Genomic DNA, 16074 nt, shown 5'->3' with positions numbered 1-16074 from the left:
GATTTTATTTATACCCGGGTTCGAATTTATAATATTCACTTAATGGATCAAGGTGCGCGTATTTAACGATGACCATGTCGGTCATACGCTGGATTTCCGGTGGCGCGCCTTGTCTTGTGATTTCAAACATTTCTTTTGAACCCGGCGACATCATTACTCGGGCCCAAAGTTCCTCGTACGTAAGGTATAATTCTTCATCGAGGAAACCTCTTTGGTATAGATCATGCGCGACATCGAATTCCATGCCGATCGTTGTGATATAGCTATCGAATAGTGCTTTTTCACCAATGGTAAGATCATCAAAGTCATTCAGAGCTCTTATGATGATTTCATTGCTTGCAGGGTCGCCACCAAGCTTATAAACAAGATCAATGAAATTATAACTGGATTTCATCGATGCCGCTTCGACTTGTGCTGTATTTTGTCTTATTTCAAAGCCAACAAATATAAGGGATATGATTACAGCCACCATTCCGATAATTTCGGCGATGCTGGTCCAGTCACTTAATTTTAGTTTCTTCATTTACCCTCCTTGTTTTGTTATTACTCCTCGTCCGCGTAGACCACCTTGATATATTCTTTACGCGCATTCCAAATCAGGAACGTGCCGATCGGAACCACAAGTGCCGCAGATATGGCAAGTGAGTATTTCAGCATTTCAAGATTTTCATTAAACACGTATGTGGTAAAGAAACCCGGAATAACTGGCCCAAGGCTTGTTGCAAAAAGGCCGACAAAAACGAAATAAATCGCTGTGAATTGACCGCGCATTTGGTTTGGAACCGACATACGGATCGCGGTTGTTCCGGTAATCAGCGGAATACCCACGAAAAATTTCGATGCAATCATCAATCCCGCCGCAAGCATGCCATTTGGCATTAACGGCATAAAGATTGTCGGAAGGCCGATACAAAGCGCGCTTGCAAGCGCAAGGCTTAGTGCGATGTGTTTTTTGCCCTGATCCGTCATGCGGGACATATACATTCCACCAAGCACAAGACCTGCCGTACCACCAAAAATGGATGACATGCCGATTGCTTGTCCAGCCTCAAGTTTCGTCCAGCCCCACGTACGAACGAATAATTCAGGATACCACGCTGTGTGATATCCGATTGTCGCAATGATCGATCCACCCACAAAGAAATTCAGGAATAGTTTTTTATTGGTCCAGATGTATTTAAAGGCTTCCTTCATGGACGCAGCTTTATCTTTACCGCTTTCGTCTTTTGCCATTTCTTTTCGTTTTGGCTCTTTAAGGCAAAAGATTAAAGCCGCAAGCAATAAGCCCGGTGCACCAACCATGATGAAGGCTGCTTGCCAGTAATCCAGCTCGCCAACGATTGGCCAGTTAAATACCTGCCCTTCAATCAGGCTTAACACATATGCGCCGCCCATCATGGCAAGGCCAGAACCCACAAAAACACCAAGAGAATAGATGCTCATGGCAAAGGGAAGTTTGTTTTTCGGGAAATAATCAGAAATTAGCGATACCGCACTTGGGGTCAGGGTGGCTTCACCGACGCCAACACCGATACGGGCAATGAATAATTGAATAAAGCTTCCGGCAAGGCCACATGCTGCGGTAAGCGCACTCCAGGCAGAAACACCAATGGTAATGATATGGGTGCGGTTGAATTTATCTGCTGCCCATCCAAGTGGCACACCCATCACGGTATAAAAAATACCAAACGCGGGGCCCATCAATAATCCCATTTCAAATTCAGTCAGGTCAAATGCCGCCTTAATCGGTTCAACCAATAAATAAAGAATTTCCCGGTCAAGGAAGGAAAATGTATAGGCAATCATAAGGATTGCAGTTACGCTCCATGCGTATGCCAGGGACTGTTCATTGTCATCTGCACTTATGGGTGCTTCGGTGACGTTTGCTTCTTCTGAACTCAATTGATCCTCCCCTGAGTATTTTGAGTTTTACTTATGCTCCCCAATGGTAGTTTAGCCGTTTACCGCCCTTTTTCAAGGTTGCTTGTTTTTAACCCGATTTCGTGCTTCTTCCGGTTTTTCTAATTTATCTTTCAATTCCCAACCCCCTTTGCGGTCAAATGGCCATGGACCTTTATGATCAAAGGGCGGCAATTGATCCACGGTATAATTTGATACGCGGTGGTTTTTCGGTTCTTTTTTATCCGGATTGATCCCTTTTTCATTTGTGGCTTTGGGTTCAATAATTTTGCCATCTTGATTATCCAGATCGAACCACCATCTGCGGTTTTCGTTTTGATTGCCATTACCGACATAATCATCAAGCCAAGCCAGGAATTTCTGTGTAAATGGGAATTTTTGCGATAACCATACCGCAAATCGTTCCACCATGATGCCTTCGTTGTTCCATGGGCAGGTTTTCATGCATCTGCCGCAACCGGCCCCTTTTGCATTGGAAACACGGTAACTGGTGCAGTTGGGTACATCCGGCTTCCACATTTCAGAACCGTTATACATAATCTTGTCACCCCAAGGAATGGCGCTAACGGGACATTCGCGGGCACACTTTCGGCATTTTTCGCAAAAGCTTTGGAGTCCAAAATCTATGGGCTTGTCGATTGCCATCGGAAGGTCCGTTGTCACGACAACGGATTTAAAACGCGGTCCAAGAAACGGATTAATGGCAACCTCGCCAATGCGACTTAATTCACCAAGGCCGGACCAGATAATCAATGGCAAATGCATGACTTGGCTGTCCATGGCGCTGTGGCAACGTGCGCCATAACCCAAGTTCCTGATATAGGACGCCATGATATTACCGATTTCAGCACCCCTTAAATACGCGCGGTAACTTTGGGTGCCGCTGATCCAATCATCACCGGTTGAGGCATCATTGGTGTAATAACCCTGATCAATAAGCATGACGATGGCGTATTTATGTTTTGCTTCAATCGCATTGCCATCCTTATCATGGGAATACCATGCATATTCTTTTGCTTCGCAGATACCAATGACATCGGCATCCAAAAAGTATCCAAGCGATTTAATATTATTGGCGAGTGTTTCGGGATCATCCGGAATTGGGGCCTTTTCAGCGGCAATTTCCCCGTCATGCATTTTCATCAGTGGCATGATGTTATCGCCAAAAGCACCATTTAGCGGGACTTTTGCCCCTTTTTTGGTGGATGAACCGGTGCGTTCACGGGCTGCCTGTTGTTTTTTGCCAAAATCACCGTGGTCGGCGCGTACGAAGCCATCGGCGCGGCGGGGGACGCGTTTTACCTCGTCCTCAATAATAAGGGTCGTGGGCGTATCAACCCGCTTGATCTTTTCCATCGGGTACTTGCCCATATGCTGGGGGCGTTTACGGCGGGAAAAAAATCTCATTGGCTATTCATTCTCCAATATCAGGACGGCCATTCCGGTCAGCAGCCCGCGGTAATAATTACGGTGAATGCGTTTTACATTTTTATCCATGGCACCGCGCATGGCAAACCACATCACGGTTTCCGCGGATTCAGAACCACCACGATCCATAAATTCCTGAACATGCCAGTCGAGCATGCTTTCCGGTTCGCTTTCAAATTTATCAAGAAACTCATTATCCCAGTCAACCTCAACACGGCCAAAGCCGCTGCCTTGTAATTCATGGGAAAGGCCCCCCGTTCCAACAACGGCAACGTTGATGTCTTCTGGATAGGCTTCAATGGCTTTTCTGATGCTTTGGCCAAGTTTCCAACAACGTTTTGCTGATGGAATTGGGTGTTGAATAACATTAACACAAAATGGCACAAATTTTACGGGCCACGGTTGCGCCGCCATATATGGCATTGGTCCCATTAAGCCGTGGTCTAATTTCATTTTCTGACATACGGTCAAATCAAATTCATCTTTGATGAGTTCATCGGCCATGTAGCGTGAGAATTTCGCGTCACCATAGGGAACCGCAAGGTCACGTGGTCCGTTTCCTTCGTCGGCATGTTCATATTCTTCTGCGATGCCAATCGCAAGCGTTGGGTAACAATCAAAGAAAAAATTGCTGACATGATCATTGTAAACGAAAAATAATACATCAACTTTTTTATCAATGATCCATTCTTGAACCGGTATATAAGAATCAAAAACAGGTTTCCAAATGGGGTCATCCTGTAATTGATTATCCCACCCATGCATCAGTGATCCGTTATGAGAGGTGCAAATGCCACCAACAAAGTTTGCCATTATTTATCCCCTTCATCCGGATTGACGTTTTTTATCAGTGGCGCGCGTTTTTTCATGAATTCTTCCTGCGTCTCGCCACGCATACCGGCGCCCATATCAATGAAGCTTTGATCAAAACAATCGACCATTTTTCCTATGACATAGGCACTCACACCGTAATGGGCCATTTTTAACCAGTCGCGGTCATCAATCATTTTCTCTTCAAATTCGGAAAGATTGTAATCTTTGATATATGCTTTGTAATCTGCACGAAAAAGGTCGCGGTTTGCCTTTATTTTAAGGCTATAGCAAATTTCATTTAGCTTATAAGCGCGCTGCGAAAGTTCAGACGTGAATTTTACCGGACCATCAGGCGTTTCAATATCGATCAATTTGTCTGTCATTACAGGCTCTTTTCATATTCGTCGAGAAATTCCCAGATGCGTTTCTTATTTGGTTCCTTATCAGCGTTATTATACATAATTGCCGCCGCACGCACAGGATCGCCTGAATAATAACGTTCGTATAGCTGCTGCCTGCCTGCGAATGTTGACATGGATGCATCGGCGGCAAGGCGGAACAATTTGGTGCGTTCACGGCTGCTGCCGTTTGCGCTTTGGAAATATTTTTCAACATATTTCGCAGTGTCACTGTCAAATTCGGCGTAACTTGGTACCGCAACAAGGCCACCTGCGCCAAGGATGCGGATAATCTCACACATACGTTGATACATATCTGGATAACGTAATCTAAGTGCTGCATATGGTGCCGGGTTAGGGGCCCATATGCCATGTGTTTCTTTCGCTTCCGCGTGGGCGGCGACAATGATGGAACGCACCATTTCCACAGATGTCATCAATTCCGCAAGCATGTTTTGCACGTTGATGAAACCATCTGTTTTGGTGCTGTCCGCAATGGTAAAGGCAAGATCACGGTAAAATTCCGCCTTGGCAAGGCTTCTGACCGTTGATTGATCAAGGATATGTGCGCCAATGTTTGTGCGTTTATAAAATTCATTGCACATGGTGACATCACCGTGTGTGAATACGCGTTCCCACGGCACCAACACATTATCAAAGATGATCATTGCATCCGTTTCATCAAATCGGCCCGACATTGGATAATCCATTTTATGGCCTTCGTTTTGATGGATAACGGACGGTCTTGATATATGAATTACGCCCGGCGCATCTGTTTGAATGCCGAATGCGAATGCGTAATCTTTTGCTTCTTGGTTATTTTGAATGATGCCTGATGGCACCACAAGGATTTCATCGGCATATGCAGAAAGGGTGGATACCATCCTTGCGCCCTTAATCACGATACCTTCGTCATTTGTTTCAACGATTTTGGCGGCAAGGTCTTTATCTTGTTGTTCGACCGGTTTTGATCTGTCCACTTGTGGGTTGATCAATGTATGGGTCATGGAAAGATCGTTATCACGGATATATTTATAATAACCTCTTACGTTATCCGCATATTCGCCAAATTCATCTGCGGCGGCATACATTGCCATAAGGTACACATTCATGTAATCCGGGCTGCGGCCAAATGTACCGCAGCTAAAATCGGACCAGATTTTAAACATATCCATACGGGCTTTAAGATCGTCTTTTGATTGCGGCATTTTGTGGGACAGGCCGTAACGTTCACCATTTTCCACATATGTCATTTTATCAAGCATGTCTTCACGGCATTGAAGATCAAATATTTTTGCCATTGTTTGTGCGCCACAGGAAAATCGTGGATCGGTTACCACATTGGTTACTTTTTCCCCGTCAATTCTGATGTCCCGTGGTTTTGATATGGCTTCCAGATAATCTTTGCCGCTTCGAATTGCCATGTGTTACTCCGTTGGATAATTGAAAATTTGTTCCGTTATATGATACATTGTTCCGAAAATCTACTAAAAAGGATCGGCGACCCCTTTGTACGCTCGTGATGCGAATGTTGCGGATATGGTTGATGCGCAACTTTGAACATGTGCAATCTGCTGTGGGGTTGGCGGGTCGGCAATAAATTGAACGGATCCGATAATACCCACAGTACCGATTAAATTATTATCCGCATCCAGTATTGGGGCGGCAATTGTGCTAAAGCCCAGCATGACTTCTTCGATCGCGGTTTCATATAATCGGTTTTTGATGTTATCCAGTCGTGCTTTAATCTCATCTACATCAGTGATTGATTTGTCGTTATATGATTTGATGTTTTTCGATAAGACTTCATTTTTATAATCATCGGATGAATAGGCCAGCACAATTCGCCCTTGTGCGGATGCCGTGAGTGGTGGAACAGTTCCGGGAACGGCTGATATCTTAAGTGATGTGGAACCGCTACTGTCCATGCTGGATATAACCACGGCTTCACCACCAGAAGCAACCGCAAGGACGGCTGATTGTCCGGTTAAGTCGCGTAATCGCGCCATATGTGGTTCGGCGATGGCCTTAAGGTCAAATTGTTCAAAGGCCGCCTGACCTAGTTTAAATAGTTTCCAGCCAAGACGGTATTTTTCCGATGTTTTTTCCTGTTCCACAACGCCAAGTGACCTTAACGTGCTTAAGTGACGGTGAACCTTTGCTTTGCTTTCGCCCATTTGTCTGGCGATTTCGGTGATCCGCATGGGTTCGCCCGCTCGTACCATTGTGTCTAACAGTTGAAAAGTGACTGATATTGACCGCACCATGGATGTATTTTCGGTGACTTTATTTTCGTTATTCATATAATGACCCTTCCATTGTTTGCGATTATACATATAATGACGCAAATCTCAAATATTGAAACCATGTCTTAAATAACGGAACGAATAGGGGTTACTTATGGCGAAAATGACCGGCGGGCAGGCCATTGTTGATAGCTTGATTGCAAATGGGGTTACTCAGGTGTTTGGTGTGCCGGGCGCACAACTGGATTACAGCTTTAGTGCAATGTATGACCGTTCTGATGAAATTAGCATTATTCACACGCGCCATGAACAGGGTGCGGCGTATATGGCATATGGTTTTGCGCAATCAACAGGGCGTGTCGGTGCATTTTTCGTCGTGCCGGGGCCGGGTCTTCTCAATGCGACGGCGGCTATTTCAACGGGGTATGCGTGTAATACGCCAATGATGTGTATTTCCGGACAAATCCCAAGCGATAAAATCAATATGGGCACAGGACAGCTTCATGAAATTCGTGACCAGATTGAAATTGCGGAAAAAATTACCAAATTCGCAAGACGAATAGATAGCCCGGAAGAAACGCCATCCATAATGGCGCGTGCATTCAATGAACTTTCGAGTGGCCGTATTCGCCCCGTTGAGATTGAAATGGCTATGGACATTATGCCGATGCAGGCGGAAGTTACAGAAGCAATCACCATTAAAAAACGTGCGCCACGCGCGCCAAAGGATAAAACAATTAAAAAGGCAGCCGAGATGCTGCGTAATGCGAAGCGTCCTGTATTATTCATTGGTGGTGGAACGCTTGATGCATCGGAAGAAGTTCGTGAACTTGCTAAAGTTTTAAAAGCACCTGTTGTGCCATCGGTCAATGCACTTGGTGTCGTTGATGCACGCGACGAATATGCATATGCACCGGTTGCAGGGCATTATTTCTGGAAAGAAGCAGATGTGGTCGTTGGTATTGGAACGCGTATGACACCGCAACTTGATGGATGGGGTGTTGATGAAAATATGAAGGTTATCCGTCTTGATATTGATGCTATTGAAATGCAGATTTTTGGAATTCCCGATGTGGGTATTGAATGTGATGCTGGCAAGGGGGCAAAAGCACTTGCCGATGCTCTTGGCGATTGCGATGCAAAGTGGCCTGCTGAAACGTTAAAGCAAATCAAGGATGATGTTGAAAAAGAAATCAACATAATGGCACCACAGGTGGAATATCTAAACGTGATCCGTGATGAATTACCGGAAGATGGGCATTTTGTAACTGATCTAACGCAGATGGGCTATGCATCCCGTGATGCTTTCCCTGTTTATAACCCGCGCACATACCTATACCCAAGTTATCAGGGGACATTGGGCCATAGTTATGCAACGGGCCTTGGGGTACAAGTGGCACATCCAGATAAAAAAGTGGTGACAGTTGCCGGTGATGGCGGCTTTTTGTTTAACGTTCAGGAACTGGCCACCGCGGTTCAGTTTAATATCCCAATGGTTTGTATCGTGTTTAATGATAATGCATATGGCAATGTTCAGCGTATCCAACAAACCTCACACGAGGGCAGGGTCATTGCATCCGATCTCGTTAACCCGGATTTTGTGAAACTTGGTGAAAGTTTTGGTGTTAAATCGTGCCGAACGGATACATCGGAAGGATTACGCGCAGCATTAAAAGAAGCATTTGATCATGACGGCCCAAATCTGATTGAGGTTCAAATGAAGCTCGAAGACATTCCTGCACCATGGCATTTATATTTTAGACCACGTGTCCGCGGTTAAAAGAAAAACACAAAAAAGTGATTGGTGAACCTGCATCATTAAAGTTATCCTTCATTCAAATAAATATAAGGGTAAAATAATGAAAATATTAAAATTGCTTCCAATCGTTATTATGGTGCTTTTCGCACAGAATGCTAATGCACAAGGATTAGGGCCGGATGCAGGCGCAAAAATCCCGCATGATTTATCATTGATGGCAACCAGTGGCCAAGTCGAAAACCTAGATAGCCTAAAAAGTGAAAACGGGATTGCGCTGTTTTTCGTGCGTTCTGTTGATTGGTGCCCATATTGTAAAACACAGGCAAAAGAGGTTAATGAGCGGGCGCAGGATTTTCTTGACCGTGGTATTACACCAGTTTTAATCAGTTATGATGACCCGCAAATTCAAAAGGATTTCTTTGATAAAGAAGGCTTTAGCGTTCCGCTTCTTGCAGATGTTGGATCCGTTGTCATTAAAGAATTTGGCATTTTAAATGACAGCACATCACCGGAATCAAAATATTACGGATATCCACACCCTATCGTATTCTTAATTAGCCCAGATGGTGTGATCAAGAATAAATTATACGTGGAAAGCGATACGATCGTGAACGGCAGCAGTTATAAAGAACGTCCGGAAATTGATGCTATTCTAGAAGCCATTGATGCAATGGATTAAAGAACGCCAGCGTTTTTATGATTGTTTGGGAAGGTAAGGGCTATTTCGGTACCCTTACCTTTTTCCGTATTAATATCCAATGTGCCGTCTAATCTTAGCATTAATTGATGAACAATAATTAATCCAAGTCCTGTTCCTTGCGCGTTTGCGATGAAATGTGCTTTTTGTTTATCTTTATATGCTGACAATTCTTCCAAGATATCTTCTGAAATTCCATCGCCGTTATCCTTGATGGATATTTTAGTATTATTGTCATTTGCAGGTGTTACCTGAATAGTAATCGTTTCCCCATTTGGTGAATATTTCTGTGCATTGGAAAGAATATTGACGATGATTTGTTTGAACAGTCTTCTGTCAGATTGGATGGTTCCGATCGGTTCACTTGTGATGAGCTCGATTGTTTGACTGTTTTCTTTGGTAATAGGGTTAAGTTCAGCGATATATGTTTTAAGCAAATCATCAATTTTAAGAGTTTCAATTGATACCTTAATAGCACCGGTTTCAATTTTATTCTGATCAAGTAAGTCATTCACGAGCGATAATAAATGCTTGCCACCAGATGTTATATAATCGGCATATTCCTGCACCCTTTCATTATAATCATCCTTTTTCTCATGAAGTGGAAGCATTTCAGCAAAACCGATAATGGCGTTGAGCGGGGTTCTTAATTCATGACTCATGTGACCAAAGAATGTCGCACGAACATCTAACGCGCGGTTTAATTCTTTTTCGACGGCTTTACGGCGGTTAATTTCAAGCTTTAACTTATTAACCCAGAATAATACGATTATGATGATACATGCTGCCCCTAAAGTGACAGTAAATAATAGGGTATAATCCTGTTCCTGATTAATTGTAAGCGAAAGCCATTCACGGTTAATTTCTGCCTTTTCCGTTTCTGAAAAATGGCGCATAGCTTTTTTCATAATACTGGCAAGGATCGGCTTATCCTTACTTATACCAATAGCATAAGGGGTTCTATATTCTGTGCTACCAGCTACTCTAATATTGGTAAGAGAATATTCGGCCATGTGGTAAGACATAACCGGGATAATTCCGACATAGGCATCAGCACCACCAACAGATAGTGTTTTTACGGCTTCATCAGGTGTATCGACTATAACCATTTCAATATCTGGGTAATCCCTTTTAATATTATTGGTAACTTCATAATCACGTACTTGAACAAGTTTTTTACCCTCCATTGCATCAAGGGTAATAAGTGGCGCACCATCGTCTCTAGCGAAAATTACATAAGATGTATTTGCATAATTTTCTGTAAATTCGACGTCCTCTCTTCTCTCTTCATAAGGAATGATTAGCGAGATAATATCTGCCTCACCATCTAATAATTTCTGATATCCTTCTGCCCAAGTATTATTCCCTACCCACTCAATTTTTACACCAATAAGATCGCTGATACGTCTTAGGTAACTACCTGAAATACCGGAAATTTCGCCATTATCGTTAACAAAATCTAATGGCGCAGTATCCGGTGTCGATGCCGCTTTTATCGTTTCATTAGCAGCTAACCATGTGCGCTCCTCAATCGTTAGGCCCAATTCAATGGAGGCTTCGGTTTCATGATCAAGGTTCCATTTTTTGATGATAACTTCGTACTCTTCATCTGTGATAGCATCCATTCCTTTTTGAAGGATATCCCGTAAAATTGGTTTGTCTATTGTACTGGCTAATCGGTGTTTAATTAGGTTGCTTGTGTTAAATGCAAAATCATCGCCAATGATTACTATATCTCTCAAGAAGTACTGTGAAATATAGTAATCAACGGCAATCATCGAACCTGTCATAACGTCAATTTCATTATTGGAAATTGCACGTAAAGCATCAAGAATTCCTGTGAATTCAATAAGTGTAAATTCAGGGTGATTATTTTGATAATAATCCGTTATTGCCCAACCCTTGATGACACCAATTCTTTTATCTGCAATATCTTCAATACTATTTAATCGGGGTTCACCCACACGGCCATATGTTACAACAGAATGATTTAAATATGGTGTGGTAAAATGCAAAAATTCGTCGCGTCTTGGGTTTTGGACTAAGCTATGAATTATATCTATTTCACGATTTCGAGCCATATCAACAAGCTCAATCCAGGATTTTCCATTTATAAACTCTAATTCGACGCCAATTTTACTTGCGACCAGATTTAAATAATCGATGGCGAAACCCATGGGCCTGCCATTTTCAACGAAATCAAGCGGGATCAGGTCCATATTATTGGTTGTTTTTAGGACTGGGTTTGCCGCAATCCATTCCCGTTCTTCGGGTGTTAAGGTTTCCAGTGTTTCTGAAACTTGCGCATTTGCGGATATTGATAGCAATAATGTGAAAATTATTGCTGAAAATATGCGTCCCCAATTACCAATATAATTTAAGTTTATAGCTTTAACTGGCCCTGTCAAATCAACTCCTAATGTTTAACATACTAAATGTTATTTACTTTTTATTTCATAGAGTCATTAAGAAACTATAAAGAAACGATAATTCATTCACCTCAAATTTTGAAAGCTTTATCGCAAACTTCAACAAAAATATTTGATCCGAATTAATATTACGCAAAAACTTATGGAAGATAATATGCTTAGAATTTTGATTGCTATTGGGGTAATTTTTAATGTCGCAAATGCACAGGAAACGGTGAAGAACGTTCCATTTAATGGCGATTTTTATAGTGCAGGGAATAAAGATAAAATTGGTATCTTAATTGTTGCCGGTTCCGGTATGGGCAAAGATCATGAAACGGCAACGCGCCTTAATGCGATGGGATATAATGTTCTTGCTATTTCATATTATGGTGAGGAAGGTCTTCCAGAAACATTGGAAATGATCCCGATTGAATATTTTGAAACGGCAAGGAAATGGCTTGATGAAAGAAGTTCAGGTGTGATTCTTTATGGTCTTTCAAAAGGGGCGGAAGCATCACTTGTACTGGCTAGTCACTATCCCGATGAATATAAAGGTATCATTGCGATGGCACCGAGTAAGGTTGTTTGGCAAGGTTTTCCAAAAGATTTTTCAAAAATAATGCAGAGCCCTTCCAGCTGGAGCTTTGACGGAAAAGCAATTCCCTTTGTTCCATATATTTCACGGGAAAAGCAAAATGAACTTGGGCTTGATAATCGTCATGCGGCCTCGCTTACACAAAAGGATAAAGTAAAAAAAGCGCTTATTCCGGTTCAAGATATTGATATTCCAACGTTACTTCTTTCCGGCGGCAAGGATAAAGCATGGCCATCAACGGCAATGGCATGGGAAATTTGCGAGAAAATCGGTGAACAATGTAGCCATATTTCTTATCCAAATGGTGGGCATCTACTAGAAGAATTTAAAGAAGAATATATGCTTGAGGTAGAAGAGTTTCTTAAACGTTTGCCTTAAACTTGTTATTCAGTATGATGGCTTAAAAAACATCATAAGGGACGAACATGAAATTATCAGCAAGCATTATTGCCGCGGGGATTATGGCATTTACATCAGCCGAGGCCAGCACACTTTTATACAATATTAATGGCTTTACTATGGAAGACGGAAAATTAAAGCAGTTTTCCGCAATTGAATATGATGAAGGTAAGGTTTTAAGGACATTCAAAGAAGCTAATCCGGATATCAATGCAGATGAACGTATGGATGGGGAGGGGCGCACAGTTCTTCCGGGATTAATCGATACACATGGGCATATTTCATGGCATGGACGAGCATTAAGTAGTGTTGATTTAATCGGGGCTGCGGATGAAAAAGAAGCGCAAGACCGTGTACGTGAATTTGTCGGCAGACCAAATTCAAACGGTTGGCTATGGGGACGTGGATGGAACCAGGAACATTGGCCAACCAAAGAATTCCCAACAAAAGAAACACTTGATGCGTTAACCACGGATATTGCCATCGTGCTTAACCGTATTGATGGTCATGCGGTCTGGGTGAATAGTAAAACTCTTGAACTTGTTGGTATCGACCGCAATACGCCAGAACCACAAGGCGGTCAAATTCTGAAAGACGAAAATGGTGAACCAACGGGCGTGCTAGTCGATACGGCGATGAATTTGGTTTATGAAGTGATGCCGGAAAATGATCATGAGACCTTACAAGAAGAAATTATGATCGCGCTGAATGATATGGTTAGTCTTGGAACAACATCAGCGCATGACGCGGGCATTAAATCTGATGAGGTACGGGCAATGCTAGCCTTACGCGAAAAAGAAATCATGCCGGCACGTGTTTATGCCATGCTTGATATCCTTGATGCATCCAATGACCAATATTTGGAAGCCGGAATTATCACAGATAATAAAGCCATGATGGAAATCCGCGCAGTAAAAATTCTGTCCGACGGGGCAATGGGTTCCCGCGGTGCCGCGATGCTTGAGGATTATACAGACAGCCATGGTTACCGTGGTGATATGCTCTTTAAACCAGAAGAAATGGAACATCATATGGTACGTGCGATGGCGCATGGGTTTCAGGTAAATACACATGCAATCGGCGACCGTGCAAACCGTGAAGTTCTTGATATGTATGAACGATTACAGGATGAACCATTACGCCGTAAAATGCGTCACCGGGTTGAACATGCGCAAATTATTGACGCGGATGATATCCTGCGGTTTAAAGAACTTGGGGTCGCGGCCTCAATTCATCCGACACATGCAACCAGCGACATGGGGATGGTTGAAACACGTATCGGTATGGAACGAGTAGAAGAAGGTGGTTACGCATGGCGCACACTATGGGAATCCGGTGCGCATCTTGGTGGTGGATCTGATTTTCCTGTTGAACCAGTAAATCCTTTTTATGGTTTACACGCGGTGATCACCAGTCAGGACCGTGACGGTAATCCGCTTGATGGATGGATGCCAAATCAAACATTAAACCGTGAACAAGCCTTTGATCTGTTTACAGCGAAAGCGGCGTTTCTTGGACATCAGGAAAATGAAATTGGACAGCTTTCGCCGGGTTACTGGGCTGATTTTATCATTTTAGACCGCAATTATTTTGAAATTCCAGCAGAAGACATCTGGAAAATCAAAGTGGTTAAGACATTTGTGGCCGGTAAAGAAGTGTATAGCGCTAACTAATTTCGAAATTTTCGCAGTTATTTTTTAATAATGTAACGAATGGTTCGTAATCGCAGCTTTTGTCAATAATACATTTGTCAAACCGGTCTAGCGGCAAACCTTCGGATTTTAAATCATCCGGTGTCATCGTGATAATCAGTCCTTCAAGTTTAGGATTGGGTAAAAGTGATAGACACCGGTGGTAAATTGTATTTTTGCTTGGTACCGGTTGATTACCATTAAATTTTGTAACTTGATTGTTAATAATGCCAGTATAGATATTGGTATTTTGTTGATATATATTTGAAAAATCTGAATTTTCTGAAAGGATCAGCGCCGTAGGAATTCTGCCGCCATTTCTTGAACTAAATTGATTTTTTAACATATTTTTTGCCATCTCTTCTGTTAAAAGAGGCGTTGTATTAATTTCAATAATTGTTCCCATTTCTTTCCAAGATTTGGAAATATCCGGCGTCATAAAATCTATACCAATGGAATTAAGACGGAAAATTCGTGCGATATCAATGGCCATTTCAAGGTTATCCGGATGAACTTCGCTTTGATTTAAGACATTTCTTATGCCACCCGTCGCAATGTTTGAATTTGCTCTTAAAAATACTTGTTGTCCGTTATCAGGCACACTCGTAAGAGAAAGATTTGACCTTTTAAGGTGGGAAACCAATCGTTGATCTATTGAAATTGGCTTAATTGTACGTTCATCGGAATTAGCTTTTTTTCTTGTATTATTTTCTATTGAAATTAATTCCTGTATCGGATTAATCCCGTCCCCGATTATATAGGCAGGCAAATTTTCGGTAATGCCATTGATAACCCCGTCAGATACGGTGATGCGGTAATCAATACCACTTACAAATTTTTCAATTAACACTGCCCCATCAGAGTATCTTGCGGCATATTGAAATGCCTGATCAATTTCTTGCATAGAGTTGATATTGGAAGTGATGCCATTTCCAAGCTTACCTTGTGGCGGTTTGAAAACGACAGGAAAACCAATTTTATTAATTATTGCATGGCACATACTGGAATTGGTTGCCAGATATTGTTCAGTGACAGGATATCCCATTATTTTCAATAAATTATTTGATTTTGTTTTATCTGACTGAAGTTCGCATCCAATTTGACTATCAAATTCATTTTTTGTCAGATCGTAAAAAATGGATTGCTTGCCCTGACCGTATACGACGAGCGAGGCAGATACATCTATAGGATAAAAAGGTGTTTTGAGGCTTATTGCTGCATTAATCATTGTCTGACAAAGTGGGATTGGTAATAAAATGCTTATTTGATTTAGAGCTGCATGTACATTTTGCACCAGATTATTTGTTACTTGGTTTTCGTTTGAATTCAGAAAACCCATGATTAATTCGACGAGCTTAATAATACTAATGATTGGTTCAGCAGTTATGTATTCCACGCATAATGATTTTGTTCCATCATTATTGTTAATAACATCAATGCGAAAATCGTTTGAACTTTGAAAATTATAAAGCGCCCAAACAAGTGACTTAGCCAATTGGTGTAAATCAGATGTTTGATCAAAACTCATTTTATCGGTAATAATAGCAGGTAATAAAATGCATAATTTATCATGATCGACTTTAGTAAACGGCCTTTTTTTTGTTAGGATTTCTAAATTATCTATAATTACGGCTTTGTAATTTACCCTTACTGTCGCCCCGTATGTGATTGATATATTGTCTATATTTTTGTTCATTTGATTGTTTTTATAAATCAT

13 protein-coding genes are annotated in these 16074 nt (G+C 42.0%); 4 read left to right on the top strand and 9 right to left on the bottom strand.

Annotated elements, in window-relative coordinates:
* Nucleotides 1-4 precede the first annotated feature (4 nt).
* The 7 genes from KW060_RS10010 to KW060_RS09980 all read right to left on the bottom strand — a co-directional run bounded on the left by KW060_RS10010 (nucleotide 5) and on the right by KW060_RS09980 (nucleotide 6862).
* The gene (locus tag KW060_RS10010; RefSeq protein ID WP_249034685.1) at nucleotides 5-523 is read right to left on the bottom strand and encodes a hypothetical protein; all 519 of its coding nucleotides are present in this window, start codon (nucleotides 521-523) and stop codon (nucleotides 5-7) included.
* Between the two features lie 20 nt (nucleotides 524-543).
* On the bottom strand, nucleotides 544-1902 hold the full coding sequence (locus tag KW060_RS10005; RefSeq protein WP_249034684.1) for a spinster family MFS transporter: 1359 nt from the start codon (nucleotides 1900-1902) through the stop codon (nucleotides 544-546).
* A 72-nt stretch (nucleotides 1903-1974) separates the two neighbouring features.
* On the bottom strand, nucleotides 1975-3327 hold the full coding sequence (locus KW060_RS10000; protein WP_249034683.1) for a reductive dehalogenase: 1353 nt from the start codon (nucleotides 3325-3327) through the stop codon (nucleotides 1975-1977).
* A gap of 3 nt (nucleotides 3328-3330) precedes the next feature.
* Entirely contained in the window at nucleotides 3331-4161 is an 831-nt protein-coding gene (locus KW060_RS09995; RefSeq protein ID WP_249034682.1) for a class III extradiol dioxygenase family protein, read from the bottom strand.
* A complete protein-coding gene (locus tag KW060_RS09990) occupies nucleotides 4161-4544 on the bottom strand; it encodes a hypothetical protein (protein ID WP_249034681.1) in 384 nt (127 codons plus the stop codon). Before KW060_RS09990 ends, KW060_RS09995 begins: the two co-directional genes overlap by 1 nt.
* Nucleotides 4544-5983 (bottom strand): 4-hydroxyphenylacetate 3-monooxygenase, oxygenase component, encoded by a 1440-nt coding sequence (gene hpaB, locus KW060_RS09985; RefSeq protein WP_249034680.1) that lies wholly within the window; start codon nucleotides 5981-5983, stop codon nucleotides 4544-4546. The genes KW060_RS09990 and hpaB overlap by 1 nt, the downstream gene beginning before the upstream one ends.
* Before the next feature lie 63 nt (nucleotides 5984-6046).
* Nucleotides 6047-6862 carry an IclR family transcriptional regulator gene (locus KW060_RS09980; protein ID WP_249034679.1) on the bottom strand — a complete coding sequence of 272 codons (816 nt, stop codon included), beginning with the start codon at nucleotides 6860-6862 and terminating at the stop codon, nucleotides 6047-6049.
* 97 nt (nucleotides 6863-6959) lie between these two features.
* On the opposite strand from KW060_RS09980, the gene KW060_RS09975 reads away from it, so the two are divergent.
* Together KW060_RS09975 and KW060_RS09970 are read left to right on the top strand one after the other, a co-directional pair.
* On the top strand, nucleotides 6960-8585 hold the full coding sequence (locus KW060_RS09975) for a thiamine pyrophosphate-dependent enzyme (protein ID WP_249034678.1): 1626 nt from the start codon (nucleotides 6960-6962) through the stop codon (nucleotides 8583-8585).
* 79 nt (nucleotides 8586-8664) lie between these two features.
* Nucleotides 8665-9243: a peroxiredoxin family protein gene (locus KW060_RS09970; protein WP_249034677.1), complete on the top strand. Its 579-nt coding sequence runs from the start codon at nucleotides 8665-8667 to the stop codon at nucleotides 9241-9243.
* Here KW060_RS09970 and KW060_RS09965 read toward each other — a convergent pair.
* Nucleotides 9240-11669: a transporter substrate-binding domain-containing protein gene (locus tag KW060_RS09965; RefSeq protein ID WP_249034676.1), complete on the bottom strand. Its 2430-nt coding sequence runs from the start codon at nucleotides 11667-11669 to the stop codon at nucleotides 9240-9242. The genes KW060_RS09970 and KW060_RS09965 overlap by 4 nt on opposite strands.
* A gap of 175 nt (nucleotides 11670-11844) precedes the next feature.
* Between KW060_RS09965 and KW060_RS09960 the strand changes: the two genes are divergently transcribed.
* Complete coding sequence (locus KW060_RS09960; protein WP_249034675.1) at nucleotides 11845-12645, top strand: acyl-CoA thioester hydrolase/BAAT C-terminal domain-containing protein; 801 nt, start codon at nucleotides 11845-11847, stop codon at nucleotides 12643-12645.
* Nucleotides 12646-12692: 47 nt separating this feature from the next.
* Nucleotides 12693-14339, top strand: coding sequence for an amidohydrolase (locus KW060_RS09955; RefSeq protein ID WP_249034674.1), 1647 nt, complete (start codon nucleotides 12693-12695; stop codon nucleotides 14337-14339).
* Here the strand turns inward: KW060_RS09955 and KW060_RS09950 are convergent.
* A complete protein-coding gene (locus tag KW060_RS09950; RefSeq protein WP_249034673.1) occupies nucleotides 14332-16074 on the bottom strand; it encodes an ATP-binding protein in 1743 nt (580 codons plus the stop codon). The two genes, KW060_RS09955 and KW060_RS09950, sit on opposite strands and share 8 nt — an antisense overlap.

This window comes from Pseudemcibacter aquimaris (assembly GCF_028869115.1).
Classification (GTDB): domain Bacteria; phylum Pseudomonadota; class Alphaproteobacteria; order Sphingomonadales; family Emcibacteraceae; genus Pseudemcibacter; species Pseudemcibacter aquimaris.
The sequence above is the reverse complement of the archived record's forward strand: the minus strand, read 5'-3'. Positions and strand labels throughout refer to the sequence as shown.